Genomic DNA, 26,136 nt, shown 5'->3' on the forward strand with positions numbered 1-26,136 from the left:
CTGAAGAGCAGAATAAAGAATGTGAAAAATAAGAAGTCTAATGTTCTGACCTCTCATACCTTCTGGTATCGGATGCCAACACCGTTACTTCCAATCAACTTTCCATCTTTATAAGTAATAACGCCGCCAACTATCACCAACTCAATACCTTCCGAGAACTGGTTTGGATTTTCAACAGTAGCCTTTGCTTTGATTTTCTTCTCATCGAAAATTGTGATATCAGCAAATGTACCCTCCTTCAAGACACCCCTTTCATTCATAGCTGGCAGGATGAGACTGCGCGGAAGTGTTGTCACTTTTTCCAGAATTTTTTCGAGAGGCATTCCAATATCAAGACCATGACGAATCGCTGTGGAAAAACACCCAGCTCCTCTCGGATGAGAATTCGCGTTAGGTTCATACTCTATCCCACCATCTGAACCAATCATGCAAAAATCTTTCCTGAGTGCCAGGTCAACTGTATTCTCAAGAGGAAGAGTTCCTTCCGGAACAGCGGCCAATCTTTTCAAAGCCCGGTACTTTGCAAAACTCTCTTTGGTCAATCGTTCACCAGTGCCTACCAATCTCAGGTCATTGTAGGTAAGTCCATATCTCTTTTGCCAGCCCTCATCAAATCTTTTTGAATGCAAATAGGTTGCCCAGAAGGTGTAGGGATAAACACAGCAAGTAATTGAAAGTCCTTGTGAATTGGCAAGCTGGATTTTATCCAAAGCTTCCTTCATATGATAGGTACCACCCGTCGAGTGAAGGTGATCAATATGAACTCTTGCTCCGCTATTCTTTGCAATGCGGATTGCTTCATCCACACCTTCCAACTCTTGCTCTGACGATGAGTACCTCAAATGAAGAAAGAAAGTCCGGTCATACTTCTTCGCCAGCCTTGCATACTCCAGGGTCTCTTCATAAGGAGTAGGCTGATATTCAATGCTATGAGAAACACCAAGCGCTCCTTCCTCCAGACATTTCTCAACTTTCTTTTTGCGATCGGTTAAGCTTTGAACTCCATACCGAATGTGCATGACCGCGGTAGAGACGCCATAGTTGATGTAATGAGGTAATTTACCAAACGCCTCATAGTAAACTGAAGTTGTCGCGTTGCCGCCATGCATCTGCAATGCTGTTGTAACGCCATCCGCGATTTTAAATTTCTCTACAATCTTATAGGTACGTTGAGGACTAGCGGAGTTATCAGAAAGGATATCAATAAATCCAGGTGAGACGATTTTGTTTGAGGCATCAATGATCTGCTCTCCTTGCAATGAATTAACAGGACCGATCTTCAATTTTCCCGCACCATCAATCCCGATATCCAGGAGTTGCCATTTATTTTCATAGAAAGATCTTCCGTTTCGCAGTACGATTTTATAGTCACTTGCCGGAAACGATATATTAGCAAAAGCAGAAACATCCGTAGATAGCGCAACGGTAAGAGTTCCTGCCGCTTTTATAAAAGACCTTCTCTTCATCTCCTAATTTTAAAAAATTCTAAACACTTCCGTCCTTTATCACATTCAGTATTTTCATAATGTCTCCGGAGCCGAACCAATTAATCTCTCCGTCCTTCTTGAACCAGGTCATCTGTCTTTTCGCATATCTTCTGGAATTTCTCTTCATCAGCCTGATTGCCTCTTCCCTGTCAAATGCTCCTTCAAAAAAACCGAATGGTTCCTGATAGCCAACGGTTTGTAATGAATTCAAATGTCTCAGCGTAAAGAATTTTTCGGCCTCTTCGAACAATCCCTGACTTATCATTTTATCCATTCTGTCGTCGATACGTTTATACAGCTCTTCGCGTTCCAGTTCCAATCCAATCTTAATTACCTTAAAAGGAAGATCGATCTTCTCTTTTTTTCTAAAACCTGAAAACGTTTTTCCGCTGCTTCTTATTACCTCCAACGCCCTCATCAATCTTTGGGGATTGTGACGATCCACTACTTCAAAATAGTCTGGATCATGTGAAGCAACCTCTTCCTGAAGCCACAACAATCCTTTAAGGTTATAATCTGCAATTACCAGAGATCGTATGACGTCAGAAACCTCAGGAAGATCATCAAATCCCTCAGTCACAGCCTTGATGTATAATCCTGATCCACCACACATAACAAGATAATCATGAGTTTTGAACAGCTGATCGATTACCCCTCTGGCCTCTCGTGCATAGGTGCCAGCATCATAATTCTCCTGAATCGATTTCGTGTTAATAAAGTGATGTGTGACCATGGAAAGCTCCTCTTCTGTGGGCTTGGCTGTTCCTATTTCCAGCTCTTTATATATCTGCCGGGAGTCAGCAGAGACAATTTCGGTATCAAAATGCCGCGCAACTTTAATTGCTAACTCGGTCTTTCCCACCGCCGTAGGGCCAGCGATTACAATAAGAGTTTTGGTGGAAGACATGATTGTAAAGTAAAAGAAAAACTTGTTGAATTTACGGGCAGGTTTCCTTTGGTCAACATATCTCCAATCTTTCGTCTTAATCTTTTAATCTTTCATCTATTTGTCCCTAACTTGCAGCAAAATTCGCCACTACGAATGATTAAGTATACCAATCAGTTTCTCATCAAAATGGAAGACCTTATCGCAGAATCGGATTATTTCCTACGCTACGAGAAAGGCAATTTCAAATCAGGTTACTGCCTGCTCCGCGACCAAAAGATCATTGTTGTTAATAAGTTTTTTACAACAGAGGGCAAGATTAATATCCTTCTTGAAATCTTCAGAAACGTTGCGCTCGATACCAGTAAATTCAGCGAGAAGAATTTGAAATTGTATGAAGAACTTGCCTCTGAAGAAGTCAAACTTCAATAATTGAAAATCACATTTCTTGGCACCGGCACTTCACAAGGTGTACCCGTGATTGGGTGCCAGTGTGAAGTTTGCCGATCTCTTGATTTTAAAGATAACCGGCTTCGTACTTCTGTTCACGTTTCTGTTGACGGAAAAAGTTTCGTGATTGATACTGGCCCTGATTTTCGTCAGCAGATGCTACGTGAAGATATTCGCAAACTCGATGCGGTGATTTTTACCCATGGCCATAAAGATCATACAGCAGGTCTTGATGATGTTCGTGCGTATAATTTTCTTCAAGGAAAAGACATGGATGTTTATGGACAGCGGCCTGTCCTTGAACAATTGAAATCCGAATTCTTTTATGCATTTGAACCCAACAGGTATCCCGGCATTCCTCAACTCAATCTGATCGAGATTTTTGATTCTGCTTTTAGTATTGAAGGAGTTACGTTCATTCCTTTACCCGTCATGCACTTGCACATGCCTGTATTAGGTTTTCGCATCAAGGATTTCAGTTATATCACGGATGCAAATTTGATTTCAGAAGAGACCATTCAGAAATTAAAAGGGACGAAGGTTCTTGTGCTCAACGCCCTTCAACGCGAAAAACATGTCTCTCACTTTAATCTTCCGGAAGCACTCGCAATGGCGCAAAAAATTGGTGCTGAGAAAACATATTTTACTCACATTAGTCATAAGCTTGGCCTCCACAAGCAAATTGAGAAGGAACTCCCTTCTTCCATAGCCTTGGCTTATGATGGGTTAAATGTTACTTTGTAGACCGGATCGTCTCCCTGGATATTGACTTGTGCATAATAACTTCTATTTCCTTCGTCAACTATCTAACTCACTCCAGCATTGCCTTGAAGGATTCACATTAGTTTCCTGCTTCAGCCAAAACAAAGACGAACTGATTCTTGAATTCAATAACGCTAAGAGTTCTTTCTTCATAAAAGCCAGTCTCACTCCTGAATTCCAGTGTTTATCATTTCCGACTGCTTTTCATCGTGCCCGAAAAAACAGTATTGATCTTTTTGAGAAGATTATCATGAATAAAGTTTTGGGTGTTCGTCAATTTTCAAATGAAAGAAGCTTTGCCGTGCTTTTGGAGAACGAGCATTCTCTTATCTTTACTATGCATGGCGCGCGCTCAAACGTTATCTGGTTTACCGGCAATAATGTTCAGGAAATATTTCGCAATAACTTTCAGGCAGATCTTGAACTCAAATTAAATGAACTGGATCGCACGATTGACTGGAGCTTTGAGAACTTCTCAAAAAATCAGTCGGCCTTAAGCACAATCTATTTCACATTCGGCAAACAGATCTGGAGTCATTTAAATGAAAATGGCTTTGAAAAGATGGGAATTGAAGCCCGCTGGAAGCTGATAATGGAGATGTTAAAGGCGCTGGAAAAGCCTTCATACTTTATTACGAATACGAATGAGAGCATTTCCTTAAGTCTTTTCCCTTCCGAATTCACGGTCAATAAATTTCAAGATCCAATAGAGGCAATCAATGAATTCTTTCATCAGAGAATTTCAACCGGGGCATTTCAAAAAGAAAAATCTACGCTCCTCTCACAAGTCAACGGGAAATTGAAACAAGCAAGGTCCTACCTTGAAAAGAATAAACAAAAATTATCAGAACTTGAAACTGATGTACATTATCAGCAATGGGCCGACCTTATTATGGCCAATCTGAACAACATTCGACAAGGCTCAGAAGTGGTAGAGGTAGAAAACTTCTATAACGATCAGAAGCCCGTCACCATAAAGATCAAGAAAGAACTGAGCCCACAGAAGAATGCCGAGGTTTTTTATCGTAAGTCAAAAAATCAGGCAATTGAGATTAAGACCTTAAAAGATTCAATAGAAAAAAAGGAAAAAGAAGTTTTCCAACTTGAACAACTTCAGCAATCCTTACAGAGTGCATCTGATTTGAATTCATTAAAAAATCTTTCGGGCGATGTTGTTAAACAAGTACCGGACAAGCAAAAAACGCTTGCACTCCCTTATCGGGAGTTTGAGTTCAAAGGCTTCAGGATTTGGGTAGGAAAGAATGCACAATCAAACGACACACTTACATTAAAACACTCGTACAAAGAAGATCTGTGGCTTCACGCCAAAGATGTGGCAGGATCACATGTCCTGATCAAGTACCAATCAGGAAAGCCATTTCCAAAAGATGTCATTGAACATGCAGCGGGTCTTGCGGCCTTTTATTCCAAACGCAAGAATGAATCGCTTTGCCCTGTAGCATATACTGCTAAGAAATTTGTGAGGAAGAGAAAAGGAGATCCTGCCGGAGCAGTCGTTGTAGAGAGGGAAAATGTTATTTTGGTAACACCAATAAGTAATCAGTAATTCATTGATTTGACAAAATTCAAATCAATGAATTACCAAATTTTAGCTCACAATATTTACTTTCATCATATTGGTCCTGCTTCTTTCATGAATTGGCATGCTGGCAAGACTGATGAAGATATCTCCGGTCTTTACATGACCATCACGTTTTAATATCTCCTGAACATCCGCAATTGTTTCGTCTGTGGAATTTGACTTCTCGTAATAGTATGCGCGTGTAGCCCACACAAGATTCAGCGTGTTCAATACAGCCTTATTTCCGGTAAACACAAAAATGTTTGCATTTGGACGATGTGAAGAAGACTTGAAAGCTGTATACCCCGAAGAAGTCATTCCTACAATTGCTTTAGCATTCACTTCCTGTGCAAGTTTACAGGCTGCCAGGATCAAACTGTCGTGAATAAAGATTGGTGAGTGAGCATCGACTTCGCGAAAGCGGTAGTAAAGAGCTGCTTGCTTTTCTACTGACCCGATGGTACGAACCATGCTTCGGATCACTTCAATAGGATACTTACCAGCCGCGGTCTCTGCAGAAAGCATTAGAGCATCGGCTCCATCCATAACAGCATTCGCAACGTCGTTGGTTTCCGCACGTGTAGGGCGCGGGTTCTCAATCATGCTTTCCATCATCTGCGTTGCGACAATCACAGGCTTGGCAAGTTTATTACATTTTTCAACGAGCATCTTCTGAACCATTGGAACTTCTTCCAGCCAGATCTCAACTCCAAGATCACCACGGGCCACCATGACAGCATCTGTTGCCGCAAGAATTGCATCAATATTTTCCAGGGCTTCGGGTTTTTCAATCTTTGCAACGATGCGACTGGTTGAGTTATTCTTTTCAATGATCGCACGAAGGATATCAATGTCTTTTGCCTTACGGACAAATGAAAGAGCTATCCAATCAACTTTATTCTTCAGACCAAACTCGAGGTCTACTAGATCTTTTTCTGTTAACGATGGAGCCGAAACCTTTGAATAAGGGAGGTTGATTCCTTTGCGGGATTTCAATGGGCCGCCGTAAACCACTTCACAGACAACATCTATATCTCTTGCTTCTATAACTTTCAATTCAATCTTACCATCATCGATCAGGATCATGTCACCTGGCTTGACGTCATTTGGCAAACCTTTATAGCTGGTGCTGACCAGTTGATGATCTCCCACCACTTCACGGGTAGTAATGATCAGGGTTTCTCTTGGTGTGAGAATTGTACCTTCCTTAACTTCATTAACGCGGATTTTTGGGCCCTGTAAATCCTGCAGGAGGGCAATATGAGATCCCATTTCTTTGTTGATCTCACGCACAAAGTCAATCACTTTTTGGTGGTCTTCATGTTTACCGTGAGAAAAATTCAATCTGAATACGTCAACACCTTCTTTGGCAAGGGCGAGAAGCATTTCTTTTGAACTGGATGCTGGCCCGACGGTGGCAACAATTTTGGTCTTGTTAAAAGAAGCTTTTTCCATTCTGATAGTTAGTTCTGTGAGGCCTTAATCAAAGGCTATTTCATTAAAAAATAAAGCTATCCTTCGATTTTAAGGCCGACAAAGGTATCAAAGTGACCAATTCAACGGAAGGAATAGTCCGCAAGTATTCCTGCAATCGATTTCCGGACAGGTTTTCCTCACTTTGGGTCATTAAAATGAAATCAAAATGAGGAAATTCAGGTACTAATTCAGGCGTGGCGTTCTCTCCTTCCATAGCCCTGTTTTTGAAAAGGTGCAGCTCATTAAGCGGCGTCTGAAATGAATAATGATCATAGGATGCAGTAAGGTCTTTTTTAAAGTGAATGATCAGATCCTGCTGCTTTACCAGATTGGTCTTCAATGTTTTATTGAGGTGCCAGGCCAGTTTATAGCCCTTTAATGAAGTCCTCACTCCCAGCAATTCAAAATCATAAGAGTATTCAATCTCAAGCTTATTTTTCTTGATTTTCGCAGTCATTTGGACAGGTATATTGAAAAGTAAAAAGTTTGACAATATGGCTCCAAATCTCTTACTTTGCGCAGATTTTTAAAATACCTTAAACCTTATAAACATGTCTGACATCGCACAAAAAGTAAAACAGATCATCATCGACAAACTGGGAGTAGAAGAATCTGAAGTAACACCTGAGGCAAGCTTTACGAACGACCTGGGAGCAGATTCTCTTGATACAGTCGAGTTGATTATGGAGTTTGAAAAAGAATTTAACATCTCCATTCCGGACGACCAGGCAGAAAATATCGCTACAGTAGGACAAGCAATTTCTTATCTGGAACAAAACGCGAAGAAATAATCAGGACGTATCCTGATTTTAAATTCTGACACCAATTTTTCAGCATGAATTTTAAAAGGGTTGTTATCACTGGGATAGGTGCACTCACGCCAATCGGAAATACTCTCAACGAATATTGGGAAGGTTTAAAAGCCGGAAAAAGCGGGGCTGCACCTATAACCAGGTTTGATGCAACTCTCTTCAAAACCAAATTTGCGTGCGAGCTAAAGAACTTCGATCCGACCAACTTTATGGATCGGAAAGAAGCACGCAAACTCGATCCATTCGCGCAGTTCGCTCTTATCTCTGCTGATGAAGCAATCATCCATTCACAACTTAATCTTTCAACCATAAACCCTGATCGTGTCGGGGTTATCTGGGGGTCGGGTATTGGAGGTCTTACAACATTCTCGGAAGAAGTGAAATCATTTGGACGTGGGGATGGTACTCCACGATTCAATCCTTTCTTCATTCCGAAAATGATCGCGGATATTGCCGCAGGACATATCTCTATTAAGTATGGCTTTCGTGGACCGAACTATACAACGGTATCTGCCTGCGCCTCTTCTACTCATGCTATTTACGATGCATTTACTTATATCCGCTTAGGCAAAGCTGACGTGATTATTTCAGGCGGTTCTGAAGCAGTTGTTTGTGAGGCAGGCATTGGTGGATTCAATGCTATGAAAGCCCTTTCTGAACGCAATGATTCTCCTGAAACTGCATCACGCCCTTATGATAAGGATCGTGATGGTTTTGTTCTGGGAGAAGGTGCTGGTGCGTTGGTGCTTGAAGAATATGAATATGCGAAAGCACGCGGTGCAAAAATTTATGGTGAGATTCTCGGCGGCGGAATGACTGCCGATGCATATCACATCACTGCTCCTCATCCTGAAGGTGCGGGTGTTATCAATGTTATGAACCTTGCTATTCAAGAGGCTGGTATCAAACCGTCCGACATTGAATATGTAAATACCCATGGAACTTCCACTCCTCTTGGAGATATTGGAGAGATCAAGGCAATCGAAAAAGTCTTTGGTGAACATGCATCTAAGCTGAATATCAGCTCCACAAAATCAATGACAGGTCACCTTTTGGGTGCTGCGGGAGCCATTGAAGCTATCGCTTGTCTTCTGGCGCTGAACGAAGGAATCATTGCTCCTACGATCAATCACTTTACTGATGATGAAGGTCTCAATCCAAACCTTAATCTCACATTCAACAAAGCTCAAAAGCGCAATGTCAACATCGCATTAAGCAATACGTTTGGCTTCGGTGGACATAATGCCTGTATCATTATCAGAAAGCCTGAGTAAGGTCACCCTGTGTGGAGCATCCTGAAAATTTCCGCCAGTCAATCAAAGAAAGACGATAAAAAACTGACCAAGGCAATCCAGGCCATTACTGGATTTACTCCATCCAATCTTTCTCTCTACAAACTTGCTACCCTTCATACAAGTCGCAGCAAGGAGACTGATGGCTTTCGGGAATCCAATGAACGATTGGAGTATTTAGGTGATGCCATTCTTGGCGCAGCCGTAGCGGATTATCTTTTCAAGAAGTATCCTTTCAAAGATGAGGGTTTCCTTACGGAAATACGTTCACGTATTGTGAATCGTGATTCACTGAATCTTCTTGCAAGAAAGATGGGCATCAATCTCATCGTGCAGTTCGATCAGAAAAATGTACAACTTCAACAAGTAGTGCTGGGCAACACACTGGAAGCCATCGTGGGCGCTATCTACCTCGACCGCGGATACCTTCGGGCTAAAAAATTTGTGATTGATAAATTGATCCAACCTCACTTTAATCTTGAAGTTGTTATCCAATCTAACTTTAATCATAAGAGCAAGATCATCGAATGGACACAGCGTAATAATAAAACGGTACGCTTTGAAATGATGGAGACTAAAAAATCCAAGAATCAGAAAGAGTTTTCGATCCAGATATTTATTGACGACCAGCCTTATGGCACCGGCTTCGGATTTACAAAAAAGAAAGCCGAACAGGATGCTGCCATGAAAACATGCGAACAGTTAAATATTGTGTAGCGGCCTTTCATCGTTATTTCCATAAAATAACCGCCTCCATATCCTACCTTTGCCTTAATGACTACTCTCAAGATAGCCGGAGCCACATTAAACCAGATTCCTTTTCACTGGAAGAACAATGTCACCAATATTCTTGATGCTATTGAGGAAGGACGGAAGCAAAATGTAGCACTTCTTTGCCTGCCCGAACTTTGCCTTACCGGCTATGGCTGTGAAGATCTTTTTCTCAGTGATTGGCTAACTGAAACGGCCTGGAGAAAACTTTCTGCCGTTGTTGAAGCTTCAAAAGATATTATTGTCTGTATTGGCATCCCGGTAAGGATCAACTCCATTACTTATAACGGGGTCTGCGTCATTAAAAATCAGGAAATTCTTGGTGTTACGCTTAAACAAAACCTTGCCAGAGACGGAGTGCATTATGAACCGCGATGGTTTGACGCGTGGCCAGCCGGGAAAGTAGTTAGTCTTACTATCGAAGGAAAAGAAATCAGTGCGGGGGACCTTATTTACGAAAGTCATGGCATTCATTTCGGCTTCGAAATTTGTGAAGACGCCTGGAGAAAGAAGAATCGTCCAGGCTATCGTCTTGCTGAACGCAAAGTGGACCTTATCCTGAATCCAAGCGCAAGTCATTTTGCTTTCGGAAAAAGTGAGCTAAGAGCTCAGGAAGTCGTTCTCGATGGCTCGGAGAAATTTAACTGCGCTTATTTATTTGTTAATCATTTAGGTAATGAAGCCGGCCGAATGATTTATGATGGAGATATTATCATCTCACAAAAAGGCAAGCTCCTGAAAGAAAACAGCCGTTTGTCTTTCAGAAATTTTAATCTCCTCTCCTGCCTGATTGATTTTGAGAATCCTGCCAAATCAGAAATCATAAAATCATCTGACGGAAAAGAAAAGAATGAAGAGTTTGCCCGTGCTGCATCCCTTGCTCTTTTTGACTATCTGAGGAAAAGTAAATCCAAAGGATTTGTATTAAGCCTCAGTGGTGGTGCCGATTCGTCTTTATGTGCAGTCCTGGTGGCTGAAATGATTCGCAGAGCCTCAAAAGAAATAGGCTGGGAAAAATTCTGGGCACAGCTTGGCTTTGAAGAAAAGGACCTACCCATAGATGTAAACAAAGCCGTCAATAAAATTCTAACATGCGCTTATCAGTCGACAAAAAACTCTTCTGACAAAACTCTTCACGCAGCACAAACATTAGCGGATTCTATTGGTGCTCAATTCTATCAGTGGTCGATCGAAGAAGAAACAAATTCCTATCGGACAAAAATTGAAGGAGCTTTAAAAAGATCATTAACCTGGGATCAGGATGATATTGCCTTGCAAAATATTCAGGCACGGTCCAGATCCCCGATTATCTGGTTGCTGGCAAACATCAAGCAATCCATTCTATTAACAACTTCCAATCGAAGTGAAGGTGATGTTGGTTATGCCACTATGGACGGAGACACAAGCGGAAGCCTTGCTCCTATTGCTGGCATCGATAAACCATTTATCATTCAATGGCTTCGCTGGGCGCAACAGGCATTAGATCATAAAGGTCTTGATCCAGTCAATCATTTACAACCTACTGCTGAACTACGTCCATCGGAGCGTGCTCAAACTGATGAAAAAGATCTGATGCCGTACAATGTTCTGGTTGCTATCGAGCGTCTGGCCATTTTTGAAAGAAGACCTCCGGTTGAAATCTTCAAAAGACTTTCTTCTGAGTACCCAAAATCCGAATTGAAAGGCTGGATTAAAAAATTCTTTAGACTTTGGTCCATCAATCAATGGAAACGTGAACGCTTTGCTCCTTCCTTTCACTTTGACGATCTCAATGTTGACCCCAGGAGTTGGTGCAGATTTCCAATACTTTCAGGAAGTTTTACTGAAGAACTTGAGGAACTGGACAAGGTCTAATAGTATACCCTCCTAATCAATACCTACTTACAGACTGCTAGTTACCGGCAACCAGTTTCTACCTATATTTACCGGCATTAATTTCTCTCATTGCGCATGCATACACTGAATTACATAATCTGGAACGGAAGTGCTGAACTGTTCACTATTGGACCTATTACTCTTCGCTGGTATGGTTTATTATTCGCTCTTGGATTTCTTCTGAGTCAGCAAGTATTGTACTATATCTATCGCAAGGAAGGTAAACCCGAAACCGATATTGACACGCTGACCATCTACATGGTTCTTTCCACGATCCTTGGTGCAAGATTAGGACATATCCTTTTCTATCAACCTGAGATTATCTGGCAGGATCCGTTAGGAATTATTCTTCCTTTTCAATTCACCCCCACTTTTGAGTTTACAGGACTTCAGGGTTTGGCAAGTCATGGTGCTGCAATAGGAATTCTTTTTGCACTATGGTTGTATTCAAGAAAGAAGAAACCAGGACAGAATTATCTTCAGGTTCTTGACCGCATTGTCATTGTAGTTGCCATGACAGGTGCTATGATCCGTTTTGGGAATTATTTTAATTCAGAGATTCTTGGCAAGCCTACAGACGCTTCTTATGGAATTGTTTTTATAAATCATGTGACCACTGCATTGGAAGGTGATCAGGACAACCCAGCCAATCCCGTGCAAGAAGTTGTCGTGGAAAGAGATCCCAACACTCCAAATGGGCCCAATGGAAGAATGCCAATAAAGCTCTTTGTGTTTTTCAAACCAGGAGTTCCGGAAAGTCAGGCACAAACTTTCATTCAGCTGGACGCGAGAAGTATCCTCAACTCACGCTATCTGAGTGAGTTCATTGATAATTTCGGAGTTACACAGCCAGTTCAAACTATTCTGGATGAAAAAACAAATCAGGTGATGGCAAAGATTACCACCTATGGTATCTCACGCCATCCGGCACAGCTTTATGAAGCCATATCCTGCATTTTCCTGTTCCTCTTTCTTTTATACATATGGTCCTTGCATAAAGCCGGGCTTCCCGAAGGAAGAATCTTTGGCTACTTTATGATAATTCTGTGGAGCTTGCGTTTCTTATATGAATATCTGAAAGAAGTTCAGGTGCCCTTTGAAGAAAATCTCCCCCTGGATATGGGACAGATCCTAAGCATTCCACTGGTAATCGTTGGAATTTTCGTGCTGATCAGATCTTATCGGTTGCCACAATCTAATACATGATTATATTGACTAAAGAGAATTCTTCGTTCATATCATTAATTCAAGATGAGCTTACATGCTGGCCTGGTTAGTAGGAATATTGCTGACATTCGGAGGAGCGGAAACAGACTTTCAGGAACAGGTCACGCAGACTGATTCAATTCAGCAAAAAAAAATCGATTCACTTAATCGGATTCTTTACGTTGACCGTGTTATCATTATTGGCAATAAAGTTACACGCAATAGGATCCTTGAAAGAGAAATATCGCTCCATCCGGGAGACACTGTCAGCGTAAAACAACTTCCTGGTATTCTGCAATGGGACAAGAACAAAATTTATAATCTCAGGCTATTCAATACTGTTACTGTGCGGGCGTTGGAACTTGGCAACGATCACATTGATCTATTGATCGAAGTCACAGAACGTTGGTATATTTTTCCTGTACCAATTTTTGAACTTTCTGACAGGAATTTTAACGAATGGTGGAACAACTACAATCATGACCTTGATCGCATCAATTATGGGATGCGCATTTATAAAAATAATTTCCGTGGCCGGAATGAATCACTCAGATTGACCGCACAATTTGGCTTCGTTCGAAAGTTTGATCTGCAATATAGAATTCCAAACCTTGATCGTAAACAAAAACAAGGGCTCACCTTTAGTCTGGATTACGGATCACCTAAAAACATTGCTTACCAGACACTGGATCACAGACTTGTGTTTCTACAAACCAAGAAAGTTGTAAGAACAACTTTTGGAGCCAGTATTGGTTATTCCTACCGCAAATCATTTTACGAAACACATTCTTTGGGTTTGAATTTCAGACAGTCAGAGGTAATTGACACGGTTCTGATGCTGAATCCCATTTATTATAACAACAATAAAACTACGCAACGGTACTTTTCATTCGGATACGCCTTTAACTCAGAACACCGTGACGTAGTACTGTATCCCTTAAAAGGTTATCAGATAACCGGAACCATTGGAAAGACAGGACTCTTCCCAACAGATGATATTGATCAATGGGAGCTTAATCTGAGCTATGCAAGGCACTGGCCTCTAAAAAATGATTTTTATCTGTCGAATTTTACTTCAGGATTTTATAGCAGCAGGAAGAACCAACCGTACAATTCATTCAATGGGTTAGGTTATCAGAATCAGTTGGTGAGAGGTTATGAGAACTACGTAATCGAAGGCCCAGCATTCGCTTTGAATAAGACCACTTTTAAGAAAAAAATATTCTCTCGTGTATGGAAATTAGAAAGAATGCCCATTGAACAATTCAGTTATCTTCCATTAGCTATTTACGTTAAAACATTTTTTGATGTCGGGTACATTCAGAATTATCCCTATTACGATGAGAAGTCATTAAATCAACGCTTCTCCAATCAGTGGCTAACAGGCGCAGGATTTGGGATGGATATGGTTACTACCTATGACCTCGTACTTCGAGTAGAGTACACGTTTACACAGGGACAGCCAGCTGGCGGAGTATTTTTCAACATCAAGAAAGAGTTTTAATCACCCTTCCAGATTTTCTTCTTTCCTTTTCGATCATATTGGTGCCAGATACCTATGCGCTTTCCATCTTTATAGGAACCTTCATAATCCAGTCTACCAGCTTCGTCATAGAATTTCCAATGACCTTCTTCTATACCTAAATGATAGCTTCCCGATTGAAGAAGTATTCCGTTCATAGAAAAGACCTTTGTCTCTCCTTCCGGTAATCCATCCTCATACCTTACAGTTCTACTGATCTTACCGTTATCAAAGAAATGTTTCCACGTACCATCGTATTGACTCCGGTTGTACTTTCCTTTCTTTTCAATCCTTCCATTCTCATGGTAGTAAAATGCCGAATCCATCAAACTTCCCGATACCCAATTCTCTTTTCCCAAAACACCTCCGCCTGGATAAAAATAAACAACCTCCCCGTTCAATTTGCCCTCTTCATAGTTTTCAACTGCGCTCTGTTTTCCTGACAAATAAAAAAACTTCCATGCACCCACTCTCAAACCATGTGACATCATTCCTCTGGCGCGGGTTTGACCTGTTGAATAGTATTCTACGGTGTCAGATGACTGTCCATAAAGCACATGCGATGTAATTATTGAGAAGATCAGGAAAACATATCGTTTCATTTTCGGCTGCATTCTTTGCAAAGGTGTAAACTTAATTTCAAATCACATGGAATGAAGTATTACTTCCTGATATCATGGTTTGCATTCGCAACCGTTGGTCACGGTCAAAGCGTTAATACTTTGATGGGAGCGCGCTCAGCCGGAATGGGTTACTCCAGCGCTACTCACAAGGATGATGCAGCTTTATTCAATAATGTCGGAGCACTTGCAGAAATAAAAAACACTTCAGTCTTCTTTGCCTATGACATGCAGCCTGGATTATTAGGCGCAAATAGAATGGCTGCGGCTTTCTCCCTGCCATTTAAGTTTGGCACAGCAGGTATCGGGATATTCAAGTTTGGCGATAAAATCTACAGCGAACAAATACTAAGCGCTGGCTTCAGCAATAAATTTGGTATTGCATCCCTTGGAATTAAAGCTAATTACATTCAATACAATGCTTCAGGTTTTGGAATTAAGAATGCAGTCAGTATCAATTTTGGAGGAATTGCTCAGATCACAAAGCAAATCCTCGTTGGAGCCTACATTGTTAACATTAACCAATCCAGAATATCGGAAGATGAACAACTTCCAACAAAACTTGTAGCTGGGATCGGATTAAAACCCGCAGATGCCTTCTTCATTTCAACAGAAATAGAAAAAGATCTCGATTACGATGCACGGTGGAAACTCGGTGCGGAATACACAATTCACAAAAAGATATTTGTTCGGACAGGATTTAATCTGAATCCTTCTGCTGGGTACTTCGGAATCGGATCAAAAGCCAGGAGACTCGTCATCGACTATGCCCTTTCATTTAGCAGAATTCCTGGAAGTACTCATCAGCTTTCGGTAGCCTATAGAATCGAAACTTCGAACAAGAAATGAGAAAGTTGATTTGTATTGCACTCTTTCTGATTCCACAAATCGTGTATTCGCAGGATTACCCAAGAAAGGATTTTAATCTTGAAAAATTAACAGATGAGATCTTCCCGATTCAGGATCTAGATCTGAATTATGAAGACCTATATGAAAATCTTGCTCAGCTATTGTCCAACCCCATTGATCTTAATAGCATCACGCGTGAGCAATTACAAGGTCTGTTTGTCGTCAATGAAAATGAGATTGATAAATTCCTTTCCTACCGCACCGAGAATGGCCCACTACTCTCGGTGTATGAATTACAATCGATCCCTGACTGGAGTAGAGCAACATTCGACAAGATCATCCCGTTTGTCACAGTAATTGATCCTCAATCAAAATTAAATTCATCCCTATTTAAAAGAGTCTCTGAAGAGAAGAATAATTATTTAGTCATAAGAATAGAGCGGAGTATAGAAACTAAAAAAGGCTATAAGTCCGAAACAGATTCTTCACAGCGATATCAAGGATCTCCGGAAAAACTTTATTTAAGGTATCGTGTCTCGCGCTCAAATGATTTCAGCTTCGGATTTACAGCCGAGAAGGATCCTGGTGAAGTTTTACAATGGCTACCATCACAACAGTATTATGGCCTCGACTATTTATCAATTCACGCACAGGTGATGAACAAAGGGAAACTAAAAAATCTTATTGTGGGAGATTATCAGACACAATTTGGTCAGGGTTTAATTCTGGGAAGCGCTTTCGGATTTGGGAAAAATTCTGAAACGGTAACAACAGTCAGAAGAGGCAATCTTGGATTTCTTCCTTATACTTCCGCCGGAGAAAGTAATTTCTTTCGAGGTGCAAGCGGAAGCTATGCTCTTTCTGAAAATTTTACCCTGCATGCATTTTTTTCCAGTACTAAAAAAGACGGAACGATAAATCAGGAAACAGAAGAAGATGTTGTAGTCTCTTCCTTTAATGCTTCAGGCCTGCACCGAACACCCACCGAAATCCAAAGAAGGCAGAGGATAACAGAAACCGGTAAAGGAATTGTGATTCAATTTAGAACCTCACGAATCGATGCTGGCGCTATCTTTCATCAGATTGATTTTAGTGAACCCGTCTTAAGAACCACTTTTCCGTATAATCAGTTTGCCTTCAATGGTTCAGTAAATCGCAATGCGGGAATCTTTGTTAATTTTCATTGGTCAAATTTTACATTCTTTACTGAGGCTGCTCAAACCATAGATCACGGAAACGCAATTACGGCAGGACTACTTGGAAATCTGTCGAATCAATTGGAGGTTTCTATGCTTTACAGAAATTTTTCAAAAGACTTCTATTCTTTTTACTCTAATGCGTTATCCGAAAGTTCGACACCTCAGAATGAGGAAGGGTTTTACTGGGGATGGAAATATTCCTTCAATAAAAAATTTACTGCAAGCGGATATATGGACATTTTTCAATTCCCCTGGTTGCGCTATCGAAGCTACTCTCCTTCTGATGGAAGTGAATGGCTCATTCGCTTTAACTATACTCCTTCAAAAAAAAAGTATTATTATTTATACAGATGAGGGAAGAATCGAAAATTCGAAATCTGAGTGATGAGACTACACTTTATTTCAATGATCTTGGCATTAAGCGAAATTATTGGATCAACTGTGATTATGTCGCTCCGCCTTACTTCACTTTCAAAACAAGAGCGCAATTCAGCACTTTCGAATTTAATGGACATTCAACACAGGGAATGGCTCTGATTCAGGATTTGAATTTCACCTTGAATCGCTGGTCCCTTGGATTGAGATATGCTCTTTTCGATACTGATGACTACGATAATCGGCTTTATGTCTATGAAAAAAACGTCTGGTTAGCATATTCCTTTCCTGCTTACTATGGAGTCGGTGTCAGAAACTACGTTTTGTTACAGTACAGCCTTTCCAAAAACACAGATCTTTGGCTTCGATGGTCGCATATTCGATACATCAATCAGGCAGAAATAGGCTCTGGAAATGAAACAGTTGCTGGGAATACAGGAAATGATATTAAATTTCAGATTCGGGTGAGATTTTAACCCTTGATAGCTCATATATGCACGGAACCTCACATGTGACCCCTGAAGTCGGACTCGTTTTAGCCATCGGACTTGCCCTGTTTATCATTGTTTACAGGCTTATTTTCAGGAAGTCTAAGAAGTGATTTTAGATTTTACTTAACTCCAGTTTGGACATTTTATCGCTTTGTTTGTAGATTTAACGATCTGATAACGATAGTCTTAACCTATTCCTGCATTTTTTAGCCTTAATCTACCCAACCGAGCCATGAGAAAAATAAATGTCCTCTTCTTCCTGATCGTTCTGTCACTTCTTCTTCTTTCTGCAGCGTCAATAGCATTTTCACAGACCACCAAAAAGACTCTGGAACTAGCCGATTTTAAAAGCATTTATGTCAACTCAAATTATACAGTAATGTTGAAACAGACCAACAAGCAGGAAGTCGTGGTCGAGGCTCTGACGGAGATTTTTGCAGTCAGTGAGATCAAAGTAGAAAATGGTGTTCTTATGATCAATGTTGAACGTAAAGCTGAAACTCCTAATAAGAGTCTCTGGGCTAAGATCGACGACATTAAGTTAAATCCTACTATGAAGATCTACGTGAGCATGAAAAATGTAACAGAATTGCAGGTAAACGGGGCAGGTAAGATCATTTCTGAAAATTCTATCGCATCTGATTTCATAACATTGGGTGTGTCAGGAAGCGGAACGCTGGATGTTGATATCAAAGGAAATACAGTAAAAGCAGAAGTAAGCGGAAGCGGCAATCTGATTCTGAGAGGCTATGCCACCTCACTCGATGCATCGGTTAGCGGAAGTGGAAGCCTAAAAGGATTTGATTGTCCTGTTGAAATGGGCAAAGTAAAACTAAGCGGAAGCGGCTTCGGTGAAGTTAATGTTACTAATAGTCTTGAAGCTTATGTTCACGGAAGTGGAAGCGTTAAGCACAAGGGAAATACGAAGACACTCACAAAGAAAGTTTACGGAACTGGAACAGTAGAGCGAGTATACTAAGCATCGTATTACTTGCCTGCAAATATTACCAGACATCATTTATCATTTTAATCAGCGGGAATAATAACCTAACTTCGATGCATGTCTCCATTCATTGCATCGGTTGTTCAGGCTTCGCCAGTCTTTTTTGACAAACAAAAGACACTTTTAAAAATTGGTGAGCTTATTCATTCGGCTGCCAGCAGCAAACCACAGCTAATTCTCTTTCCAGAAGTTTTTATTCCGGGATATCCCAGAGGGTTGATCTTTGGCACCTCTGTTGGAGGACGAACTCCTGAAGGCCGGGAACTTTTTCTTCGGTATTGGGAAAATTCAATTGAAGTCCCCGGAATTGAAACAGATCAGATAGCTAAATGGGCAAAAGAAGTAAAGTCTTACGTCGTTATCGGCGTGACCGAAAAGGACAAAGTAAGTGACACCCTTTATTGTTCATTACTTTATTTTTCACCTGAAGGACAGCTAATTCACCGTCATAGAAAAATTAAGCCGACAGCTGCAGAACGAATCATCTGGGGGGAAGGTGACGGAACAGATTTAAACGTTCTTGATACTTCTTTAGGTAAGGTCGGAGGCTTGATCTGCTGGGAAAACTATATGCCTCTTGCACGTATGAGCTTGTACCAGCAAGGAATAGAAATTTATCTCGCTCCTACCGCAGACTGCAGGGATAGTTGGCAAGGTTCACTCACACATATTGCATGCGAGGGAAGATGTTTTGTTTTAGGTTGCAATCAATACCTATCCAGAGAACATTATCCTGCCGATCTACAAATCTTGTTGGACAAGGACCATCCGTCGTTACCAAGCACAGGCGGCAGTGTTATCATCAATCCGTTGGGTAAGGTAATCGCAGGGCCTCTCTATCAGAAAGAAGGAATTATCACCGCAGAAATAGATCATCGTGAGATCATCAAAGCAAAAATGGATTTTGATGTAATTGGACATTATGCCAGACCGGATGTCTTTTCCTTCGAATGGATTAAAAGAAAATAGAAATTATGACTAACCACAATAAAGTGATCGAAGATTTTTACACAGCATTCCAAAAGAAAGACTGGGAAGGAATGCAAGCTTGTTATCATCAGGAAATTCAATTTTCAGATCCTGTCTTTCCAAATCTGAAAGGAAAGGAAGCGAAAGCAATGTGGCATATGCTGGTAACTGCAGGAAAGGACCTGGTTGTGACATTTAAGAATGTAAAGTCAGACGATAAAAGTGGATCATGCAATTGGGATGCAGTGTATTCATTTTCGAGAACAGGCAGAAAAGTTCATAATGTCATTGCAGGAAAATTTGAATTTAAGGACGGAAAGATCATTCGTCATACAGATTCATTCAACCTGTGGAAGTGGGCAGGAATGGCGCTGGGTCTCTCAGGAACATTGCTTGGATGGACGCCATTTTTGCAATCGAAAGTAAGGGCGACCGCACAGAAAAGTCTGTCAAAATTTATTTCAGATCATCCCGAATATAAAGGCTAGAAGTGTACCTGCTTGCCTTGTTTTCCTGATAATTTTGGGGTTGGTAGAAGAAATTTCCATTTAAAACCTATTGTGACCGTGTCTATGTGTTCGTCCAAAAACACAGAAATTGAGTTTCCAAATAGCTTTTTAAGGATGGTGAGAGGAAAAAAGCACGACTTACCCTGTTAAAAAACTGGGACTCTAGCCACAATTGCCTGTTGTAACAAATGGCAGCCGGGCATCCAAAAAGGTTCATTTTAACTGTATCAAATTTTGATAATTAAAAAATTATTATATTTGTTCGGTTAATAAAATAATCGGCCCTGTCGGCACATAGTTTACCTGGTACTTCAGTTGAGTTGAGATTATTGATTAACGGAACTTTATTATTTAACTAATTTCAACAGTACACATGAACATTTATGTAGCCAACATTCCCTGGAAGGCAACCGAAGACCAACTAAAACAGCATTTTGCAGCATTTGGGGAAGTGACCACTGCAAAGATCATTATGGACAAGGTTACTCAACGCAGCCGTGGATTCGGTTTCGTAGAGATGGCTGATGATAGCTCTGCTCGTCAGGCGATCACAAGTCTTAATGGCGCTGACTTTCAAGGCAAAAGCCTGGTGGTGAATGAGGCTCGCCCACGTGAAGAAAGACCTAACAACTTCCGCAGCAATGGCGGTGGTGGTGGTGGTGGTTTCCGCGGCGGAAGAGGCGGTTTCAATCGCGAAGACTAATAAGATAATTCTTATCCTGCGATATACTCAATGTCCTGCGAAAGCAGGACATTTTTTATTTCAATCGATTCCTGTCATCATAGCGTTCCGGATCGAAGGCATCAATATTTAAATCAAGATGTTCTTCCATAATCCCATCACTCACGATCTTTCCTGTACCAGGTGCAAGACTCATACCTAGCATAGCATGACCTGTAGCTATTGTAAGGTTTATCCATTTCTTTGACTTTCCAATGTAAGGCAATCCATCCGGAGAACATGGACGTAAACCATGCCATACATTTTCAATCTTTGGAATCCCTACTTTCATATCCGGATAATAATCAGGAATGGAGTTGACAATTCCCTTCACCCTATTCATATTGATGGAATGATCTACTCCGGATATCTCCATTGTTCCACCAAAGCGCAATGAATTTCCCATAGGCGTAACTGCAACTCTGGGCTCGAGAAAGATGGTCGGTATCTGAATATTCTGAGCAACATCATTCAATGTAAAGCTATATCCCTTACCCGCCTGCATTGGAACGGAAATCTCGAACATACCCAGCAATGCTCCTGACCACGAGCCCGCAGCTATCACCACGTTATCCACTTCAAAATCACCGCGATCTGTAGTCAAAAATTTTATCCTTCTATCATCTGGTTGAAACCCGGTGATCTTCGTTGAAGTCTGAAATACAACACCCATCTGTTTCAGATAACTAATCAAATGAGTCACGAGCAATTGTGGAATGATCTGTGCATCACCAGGATAATAAACACCTCCCCTTGCTGTAACGCGAACTTGTGTTTCCAAATCCTGAATTTCCTTTGAAGAAAGAATATGAGCTTCTACCCCCGCTTTGTTTGCAACATGCACAGCTTCCAATTCTTCTTTTTCAGTTTCAGAATTCTGATAAAGCATCAAGAGTCCCTTCTCTTTATACCCGAAATCAAACGGCAGTTCATCCGACCATTGCTTATACAATGACTTGCTGTAAAGGCTTAAGTTTTTTAATGCAGGAACAGATCGTTCAACATGTTTTTTGTTGGAGTGCTTATAAAACTGATATCCCCATTGAATAAGATCGCGATTGAATCTTGGTTTTACATAGAAAGGACTTGAAGAATTAAACATCCAGCGAAATCCCCTGGAGATCATTCCCGGTGATGCTAATGGAATGATATGACTGGGGACGATCATACCCGCATTCCCTATTGAGCAGCTTTCTGACAGATCCGTCTTATCAAAAATTGTAACCTTAAACCCTCTCTTTATTAAATAATAGGCACTGCTCAGTCCTATGATGCCACCTCCAACAATTCCAACTCTGTTCATTTGCAGTCAGATTAGATCACTTGAAATCCATAAGCGTAAGGATCGTCTTCAGGATCAATGGTAATTGTGTTGTGTCCGTAAATTTTTGCCCAGCCTTCAACACTTGGAATAATAGCAGGTCTGCCAGCAATTTGGGTAACTTCTTCTATACGTCCAATGAACTTTGAGCCAATAATACTTTCGTGAACAAATTCCTGTCCCTGCTTCAATTTACCTTTTGTAAACCATTGAGCAAGACGTGCTGAAGTTCCGGTACCACAAGGCGAACGATCAATTGCCTTGTCTCCATAGAACACTGCGTTGCGGGCGGTTGAAGAAGGATCAATTACCTTTCCTGCCCAAAGAATATGACTACATCCATTAATCGTTGGATTCTCAGGATGAATAAATTGATGTTTGCTGTTGATATCAGCTCTCAGCTCACGACTATAGCTTATCAATTGATCTGCAGTGAATTTCTCCAATCCGGGAAAGTTCGGCTGGACATCTACTATTGCATAAAAATTTCCACCGTAAGAAACATCCAAAGTAAGTTCACCCAGAGCAGGACAACAAGCTGAAATATTTTCTGCTGCCAGGTAAGCTTTTACATTCCTGATCTTGACTGATTTTACTTTAATTCCTTCCTGGTTATACTCAATTCTTACAATTCCTGCAGGAGTTTCAAGGTTGAGAAGGCCAGGCTTCTTTGGCACTACCAAACCTTCTTCAATGGCAATTGTCACAGTCCCGATTGTTCCGTGCCCACACATAGGGAGACAGCCGCTGGTCTCAATGAACAAAACACCAGCATCATTGGCTGGATCAGATGGAGGATACAAGATACTCCCACTCATCATGTCGTGCCCGCGCGGCTCAAACATTAGTCCTTTTCTGATCCAATCATACTCCTTGAGAAAATGCTGACGCTTTTCACTCATGTCCTTGCCAATGAGAGCAGGTCCGCCTTTCGCAACCACTCTAACGGGATTACCACAGGTGTGAGCATCTATGCAAGTGAAAGTATTGATCATTTTATAAAAAGAGTGATATACCCACCAATTATTTCATTAATTCATTATTAACTAATCTCCAGATATGGAGTGGATTACTATATTTCAATTCATCAGGAAGTAAAACATCGGGAAAATTCTGAAATGAAACAGGACGAACAAACCGTTTTATAGCATCTATTCCCACGGAGGTGAAACGCGAATCTGTTGTTGCCGGAAAAGGTCCTCCATGATGCATGGAAGGACACACTTCTACTCCTGTAGGAACGCCGTTGATAATAATGCGTCCGGCTTTCTCGACAACAAGTTGGATAAACTCAGCATATTCAATCAGGTCATCTTCCTCACCAATGATAGTGGCAGTCAGTTGTCCTGGCAATTTATGAACGGCTTCTGTAAGCTCTTCGATGGAAGATGCTTTGACCAATAAAGAATATGGCCCAAATACCTCTTCCTCCAAAACTGGATTATTCAGAAAATCCTTTGCATGCACCGTCGACAATGTAGAAACTCCCTGATTCTCTTTCGGCTTTTGATTCGATTCTGCAATTAGAGAGACACCTTTTTGAGTTAAAGCCTTTTCCCGGTTCTTTTTAAAACTTGCTGCGATTCCGGGATGGAGCATTGTTGCAGGAGCGATTTCTTTCATTTTATCCCCCAACTGTTTTGCGAATTTTTCAAGATCAGGGTTGTCAACACTAAACATAATGCCCGGGTTGGTGCAAAACTGTCCAACACTTTGAGTGATCGATGCTGCATACATTTCTGCTACTTTCTCACTTCTCACTTTCAAAGATTTTGGAAGGATGAACACTGGATTGATACTACCCATTTCAGAAAATACAGGAATTGGATCAGGGCGTTGAGCGGCATAATCATACAATGCTTTACCTCCAGAAAAAGATCCTGTAAATCCTACCGCTTTCGTTATTGAGTGCTGAACCAGGATCCTTCCTGATTCAAAATTTGAGCTATGAATATGCTGAAAAGTATACTCCGGCATTCCGGTTTTCGAAGCAGCATTTAAGATTGCCTCTGCAACAAGTTCAGAAGTTCCAGGATGAGCAGGATGTGCCTTTAATACAACAGGGCATCCGGCAGCCAGTGCTGAAGCAGTATCCACACCAGCAGTTGAATATGCAAAAGGAAAATTACTTGCGCCAAAAACAACTACGGTGCCCAAAGGAACCATCATTTTTCTGATATCAGGTTTAGGCAAGGGGGTACGATCAGGAACTGCTGTATCTACCCTTGCATCCACCCATGATCCTTCTTTCACTAAAGCAGAGAATTGACGGAGTTGATTACAGGTTCTGGCACGTTCACCTTCTAATCGTGCCTGAGGAAGATTTGTTTCTTCCATTGCTGTCCTTATCAGGGCTTCACCCAAAGCTTCAATTTCACTTGCAATGACTTCAAGAAACACAGACTTTGAAAGTCCACTTACGCGTCGATACTTCAAAAATGCCTGTTGCGATTGTTGCAGAATCTTATCAATCTCTTTATCTCCAATATCTTTAAACATACTTATCTGTTAGTTCACTATATCCATTCTTGCTGAGTGACTGTTTGTTCAACAATCACATCCCCTGTATGCTTGGTCGATTTAGGCTCAACGAGAATAATCTTGACTTCCTCATCTTGTGTCCAGGGGCGATGCTCAACTCCTTTTGGAACAATAAGAATCTCTCCTGGTTTTGTAGAGACCGTTGCCTTGTCCCTGAAATCCATCATTAACGTTCCCTCCAGGACAATGAATAATTCGTCTTCACCATCATGCTTATGCCAGATGAGATCACCCTTCAGTTTGGCAATCTTTACATAGTTTTCATTCAATTCACCAATGATGTATGGGTGCCAGTGTTCCGAAAACTTGGAGAATTTTTGAGCAAGGTTGGTATGCATTTTATCAGAATTATGGTTATTGAACTTATAGGTTGGGGATAACTGGTCTTGTTGAGATACCGTCGCGAATGATCTTAAGAATCCGCTCACGCTCCTCTCCCACTAATGTAAGTCTTGGAGCGCGGACAATTTCAGAACCGAGACCGGTTTCAGCTTCTGCAAGCTTTATGTACTGTACCAGCTTTGCATGAATATCAAGTTCCAGAACAGGAAGAAACCAACGGTAAATAACCAAAGCTTCTGCTATTCTTCCGGCTTTTATCAATTTATAGATCGTAACAGTTTCAGCAGGAAAAGCACAGACTAGTCCCGCTACCCATCCATGCGCACCCATCAGCAATTCTTCCATTGCAAGAGGATCAACACCACAAAGTACCTTAAACCTTTGGCCAAAGCGATTGAACATGCGTGTTACATTACTCACGTCGCGCGTAGACTCTTTTACTGCCAGAATGGTAGGAACATCCACCAATTCAGCAAACATATCCAGTGTCACATCTACCTTATAGTCTACTGGATTATTATAAATCATAATGGGTAATGAAGAAGCTGCTGCAACAGATTTAAAATACGTTACCGTTTCTCTGTCATCTGATTTGTAACGCATAGGCGGCAACAACATCAATCCTCTGCATCCAAGCTTTTCAGCTGATTGCGCAAGACTTATTGCATCTCGTGTACTTCCTTCTGCAATGTTAAGGATGACCGGAACTTTACCGGCAACTTTCTCGAGAGTGAATTTTACCAAATCAAACTTTTCGTTTGTTGACAGCACACTCGCCTCACCAAGAGATCCTCCAAGAATGACACCTTCAACACCAGCATCAAGCTGGGCCTTGAGATTTTTCTCAAACAATTTATAATCGAGCGTGTCGTTAGAGTTGAACTTTGTTGTTAGAGCTGGAATAACACCTTGAAACATAAAATATTCTTTACGCTAAAGATACCTTTGGGACTGTAAAGCACAAAGAAGAAATAGGCATTGCAAATAATATTTGACTTATGAATAGAGGTTATTTAAAGGATCCAGGGTGTATTTAACGCTCTGAAGCGCCAGTCAGCAATCCTGATGGGGTTGT

The 26,136-nt window shown here is 41.1% G+C and carries 26 protein-coding genes; 16 read left to right on the forward strand and 10 right to left on the reverse strand.

Translation table 11 applies throughout. The features are described 5' to 3' along the window. Window positions 1-53: 53 nt before the first annotated feature. Both HOP08_18020 and miaA read right to left on the reverse strand, forming a co-directional pair. A complete protein-coding gene (locus tag HOP08_18020) occupies window positions 54-1,466 on the reverse strand; it encodes an amidohydrolase family protein (GenBank protein ID NOT76825.1) in 1,413 nt (470 codons plus the stop codon). Window positions 1,467-1,485: 19 nt separating this feature from the next. Continuing rightward, entirely contained in the window at window positions 1,486-2,394 is a 909-nt protein-coding gene (miaA, locus tag HOP08_18025) for a tRNA (adenosine(37)-N6)-dimethylallyltransferase MiaA (protein ID NOT76826.1), read from the reverse strand. 135 nt (window positions 2,395-2,529) lie between these two features. Between miaA and HOP08_18030 the strand changes: the two genes are divergently transcribed. Genes HOP08_18030 through HOP08_18040 form a run of 3 tightly spaced genes read left to right on the forward strand, consistent with a single transcriptional unit; the run spans window position 2,530 to window position 5,152 of the window. Next, a complete protein-coding gene (locus HOP08_18030) occupies window positions 2,530-2,805 on the forward strand; it encodes a hypothetical protein (protein ID NOT76827.1) in 276 nt (91 codons plus the stop codon). After that, window positions 2,806-3,567, forward strand: coding sequence for an MBL fold metallo-hydrolase (locus HOP08_18035; protein ID NOT76828.1), 762 nt, complete (start codon window positions 2,806-2,808; stop codon window positions 3,565-3,567). Window positions 3,568-3,595: 28 nt separating this feature from the next. Further along, window positions 3,596-5,152: a DUF814 domain-containing protein gene (locus tag HOP08_18040; GenBank protein ID NOT76829.1), complete on the forward strand. Its 1,557-nt coding sequence runs from the start codon at window positions 3,596-3,598 to the stop codon at window positions 5,150-5,152. Window positions 5,153-5,194: 42 nt separating this feature from the next. On the opposite strand, the gene pyk is transcribed toward HOP08_18040, so the two are convergent. Both pyk and HOP08_18050 read right to left on the reverse strand, forming a co-directional pair. Beyond that, a complete protein-coding gene (gene pyk / locus HOP08_18045) occupies window positions 5,195-6,622 on the reverse strand; it encodes a pyruvate kinase (GenBank protein NOT76830.1) in 1,428 nt (475 codons plus the stop codon). 43 nt (window positions 6,623-6,665) lie between these two features. Continuing rightward, window positions 6,666-7,100 carry an IPExxxVDY family protein gene (locus tag HOP08_18050; GenBank protein NOT76831.1) on the reverse strand — a complete coding sequence of 145 codons (435 nt, stop codon included), beginning with the start codon at window positions 7,098-7,100 and terminating at the stop codon, window positions 6,666-6,668. 94 nt (window positions 7,101-7,194) lie between these two features. On the opposite strand from HOP08_18050, the gene HOP08_18055 reads away from it, so the two are divergent. The 6 genes from HOP08_18055 to HOP08_18080 all read left to right on the forward strand — a co-directional run bounded on the left by HOP08_18055 (window position 7,195) and on the right by HOP08_18080 (window position 14,103). After that, the gene (locus HOP08_18055) at window positions 7,195-7,434 is read left to right on the forward strand and encodes an acyl carrier protein (protein ID NOT76832.1); all 240 of its coding nucleotides are present in this window, start codon (window positions 7,195-7,197) and stop codon (window positions 7,432-7,434) included. Window positions 7,435-7,478: 44 nt separating this feature from the next. Further along, complete coding sequence (gene fabF / locus HOP08_18060; GenBank protein ID NOT76833.1) at window positions 7,479-8,729, forward strand: beta-ketoacyl-ACP synthase II; 1,251 nt, start codon at window positions 7,479-7,481, stop codon at window positions 8,727-8,729. Between the two features lie 9 nt (window positions 8,730-8,738). Beyond that, window positions 8,739-9,464 (forward strand): ribonuclease III, encoded by a 726-nt coding sequence (gene rnc, locus HOP08_18065; protein NOT76834.1) that lies wholly within the window; start codon window positions 8,739-8,741, stop codon window positions 9,462-9,464. A gap of 57 nt (window positions 9,465-9,521) precedes the next feature. Next, entirely contained in the window at window positions 9,522-11,372 is a 1,851-nt protein-coding gene (nadE, locus tag HOP08_18070) for an NAD(+) synthase (protein ID NOT76835.1), read from the forward strand. A 96-nt stretch (window positions 11,373-11,468) separates the two neighbouring features. Beyond that, window positions 11,469-12,599 (forward strand): prolipoprotein diacylglyceryl transferase, encoded by a 1,131-nt coding sequence (locus HOP08_18075; GenBank protein ID NOT76836.1) that lies wholly within the window; start codon window positions 11,469-11,471, stop codon window positions 12,597-12,599. Between the two features lie 55 nt (window positions 12,600-12,654). Further along, window positions 12,655-14,103, forward strand: a complete 1,449-nt coding sequence (locus HOP08_18080; protein ID NOT76837.1) for a hypothetical protein — start codon at window positions 12,655-12,657, stop codon at window positions 14,101-14,103. On the opposite strand, the gene HOP08_18085 is transcribed toward HOP08_18080, so the two are convergent. Beyond that, on the reverse strand, window positions 14,100-14,723 hold the full coding sequence (locus HOP08_18085; protein NOT76838.1) for a toxin-antitoxin system YwqK family antitoxin: 624 nt from the start codon (window positions 14,721-14,723) through the stop codon (window positions 14,100-14,102). The two genes, HOP08_18080 and HOP08_18085, sit on opposite strands and share 4 nt — an antisense overlap. A 51-nt stretch (window positions 14,724-14,774) precedes the next feature. Here HOP08_18085 and HOP08_18090 point away from each other — a divergent pair, with 51 nt between their 5' ends. From HOP08_18090 to HOP08_18120, 7 genes are all read left to right on the forward strand, one after another. Beyond that, window positions 14,775-15,590 carry a hypothetical protein gene (locus tag HOP08_18090; protein NOT76839.1) on the forward strand — a complete coding sequence of 272 codons (816 nt, stop codon included), beginning with the start codon at window positions 14,775-14,777 and terminating at the stop codon, window positions 15,588-15,590. Then, entirely contained in the window at window positions 15,587-17,143 is a 1,557-nt protein-coding gene (locus HOP08_18095; GenBank protein NOT76840.1) for a helix-hairpin-helix domain-containing protein, read from the forward strand. Before HOP08_18090 ends, HOP08_18095 begins: the two co-directional genes overlap by 4 nt. Then, the gene (locus tag HOP08_18100; protein NOT76841.1) at window positions 17,140-17,640 is read left to right on the forward strand and encodes a hypothetical protein; all 501 of its coding nucleotides are present in this window, start codon (window positions 17,140-17,142) and stop codon (window positions 17,638-17,640) included. The genes HOP08_18095 and HOP08_18100 overlap by 4 nt, the downstream gene beginning before the upstream one ends. 247 nt (window positions 17,641-17,887) lie before the next feature. Then, a complete protein-coding gene (locus HOP08_18105) occupies window positions 17,888-18,634 on the forward strand; it encodes a DUF2807 domain-containing protein (protein NOT76842.1) in 747 nt (248 codons plus the stop codon). A gap of 81 nt (window positions 18,635-18,715) precedes the next feature. Then, window positions 18,716-19,627 carry a carbon-nitrogen hydrolase family protein gene (locus HOP08_18110; protein ID NOT76843.1) on the forward strand — a complete coding sequence of 304 codons (912 nt, stop codon included), beginning with the start codon at window positions 18,716-18,718 and terminating at the stop codon, window positions 19,625-19,627. 5 nt (window positions 19,628-19,632) lie between these two features. Then, a complete protein-coding gene (locus tag HOP08_18115) occupies window positions 19,633-20,115 on the forward strand; it encodes a nuclear transport factor 2 family protein (protein NOT76844.1) in 483 nt (160 codons plus the stop codon). Window positions 20,116-20,509: 394 nt separating this feature from the next. Next, window positions 20,510-20,839 (forward strand): RNA-binding protein, encoded by a 330-nt coding sequence (locus tag HOP08_18120; protein NOT76845.1) that lies wholly within the window; start codon window positions 20,510-20,512, stop codon window positions 20,837-20,839. A 55-nt stretch (window positions 20,840-20,894) separates the two neighbouring features. Here the strand turns inward: HOP08_18120 and HOP08_18125 are convergent, their stop codons facing one another. From HOP08_18125 to HOP08_18145, 5 genes are read right to left on the reverse strand one after another with little or no spacing between them, the layout of a single operon-like run. After that, window positions 20,895-22,160 (reverse strand): FAD-dependent oxidoreductase, encoded by a 1,266-nt coding sequence (locus tag HOP08_18125; protein NOT76846.1) that lies wholly within the window; start codon window positions 22,158-22,160, stop codon window positions 20,895-20,897. A gap of 11 nt (window positions 22,161-22,171) precedes the next feature. Next, window positions 22,172-23,173: a 4-hydroxyproline epimerase gene (locus tag HOP08_18130; protein ID NOT76847.1), complete on the reverse strand. Its 1,002-nt coding sequence runs from the start codon at window positions 23,171-23,173 to the stop codon at window positions 22,172-22,174. Window positions 23,174-23,201: 28 nt separating this feature from the next. Next, entirely contained in the window at window positions 23,202-24,677 is a 1,476-nt protein-coding gene (locus HOP08_18135) for an aldehyde dehydrogenase (NADP(+)) (GenBank protein ID NOT76848.1), read from the reverse strand. 17 nt (window positions 24,678-24,694) lie between these two features. Further along, complete coding sequence (locus HOP08_18140; GenBank protein ID NOT76849.1) at window positions 24,695-25,057, reverse strand: cupin domain-containing protein; 363 nt, start codon at window positions 25,055-25,057, stop codon at window positions 24,695-24,697. 25 nt (window positions 25,058-25,082) lie between these two features. After that, entirely contained in the window at window positions 25,083-25,979 is an 897-nt protein-coding gene (locus HOP08_18145; protein NOT76850.1) for a dihydrodipicolinate synthase family protein, read from the reverse strand. Between the last annotated feature and the right edge of the window lie 157 nt (window positions 25,980-26,136).

This window comes from Cyclobacteriaceae bacterium, from assembly GCA_013141055.1.
In the GTDB taxonomy this organism is placed as follows: Bacteria; Bacteroidota; Bacteroidia; order Cytophagales; family Cyclobacteriaceae; genus ELB16-189.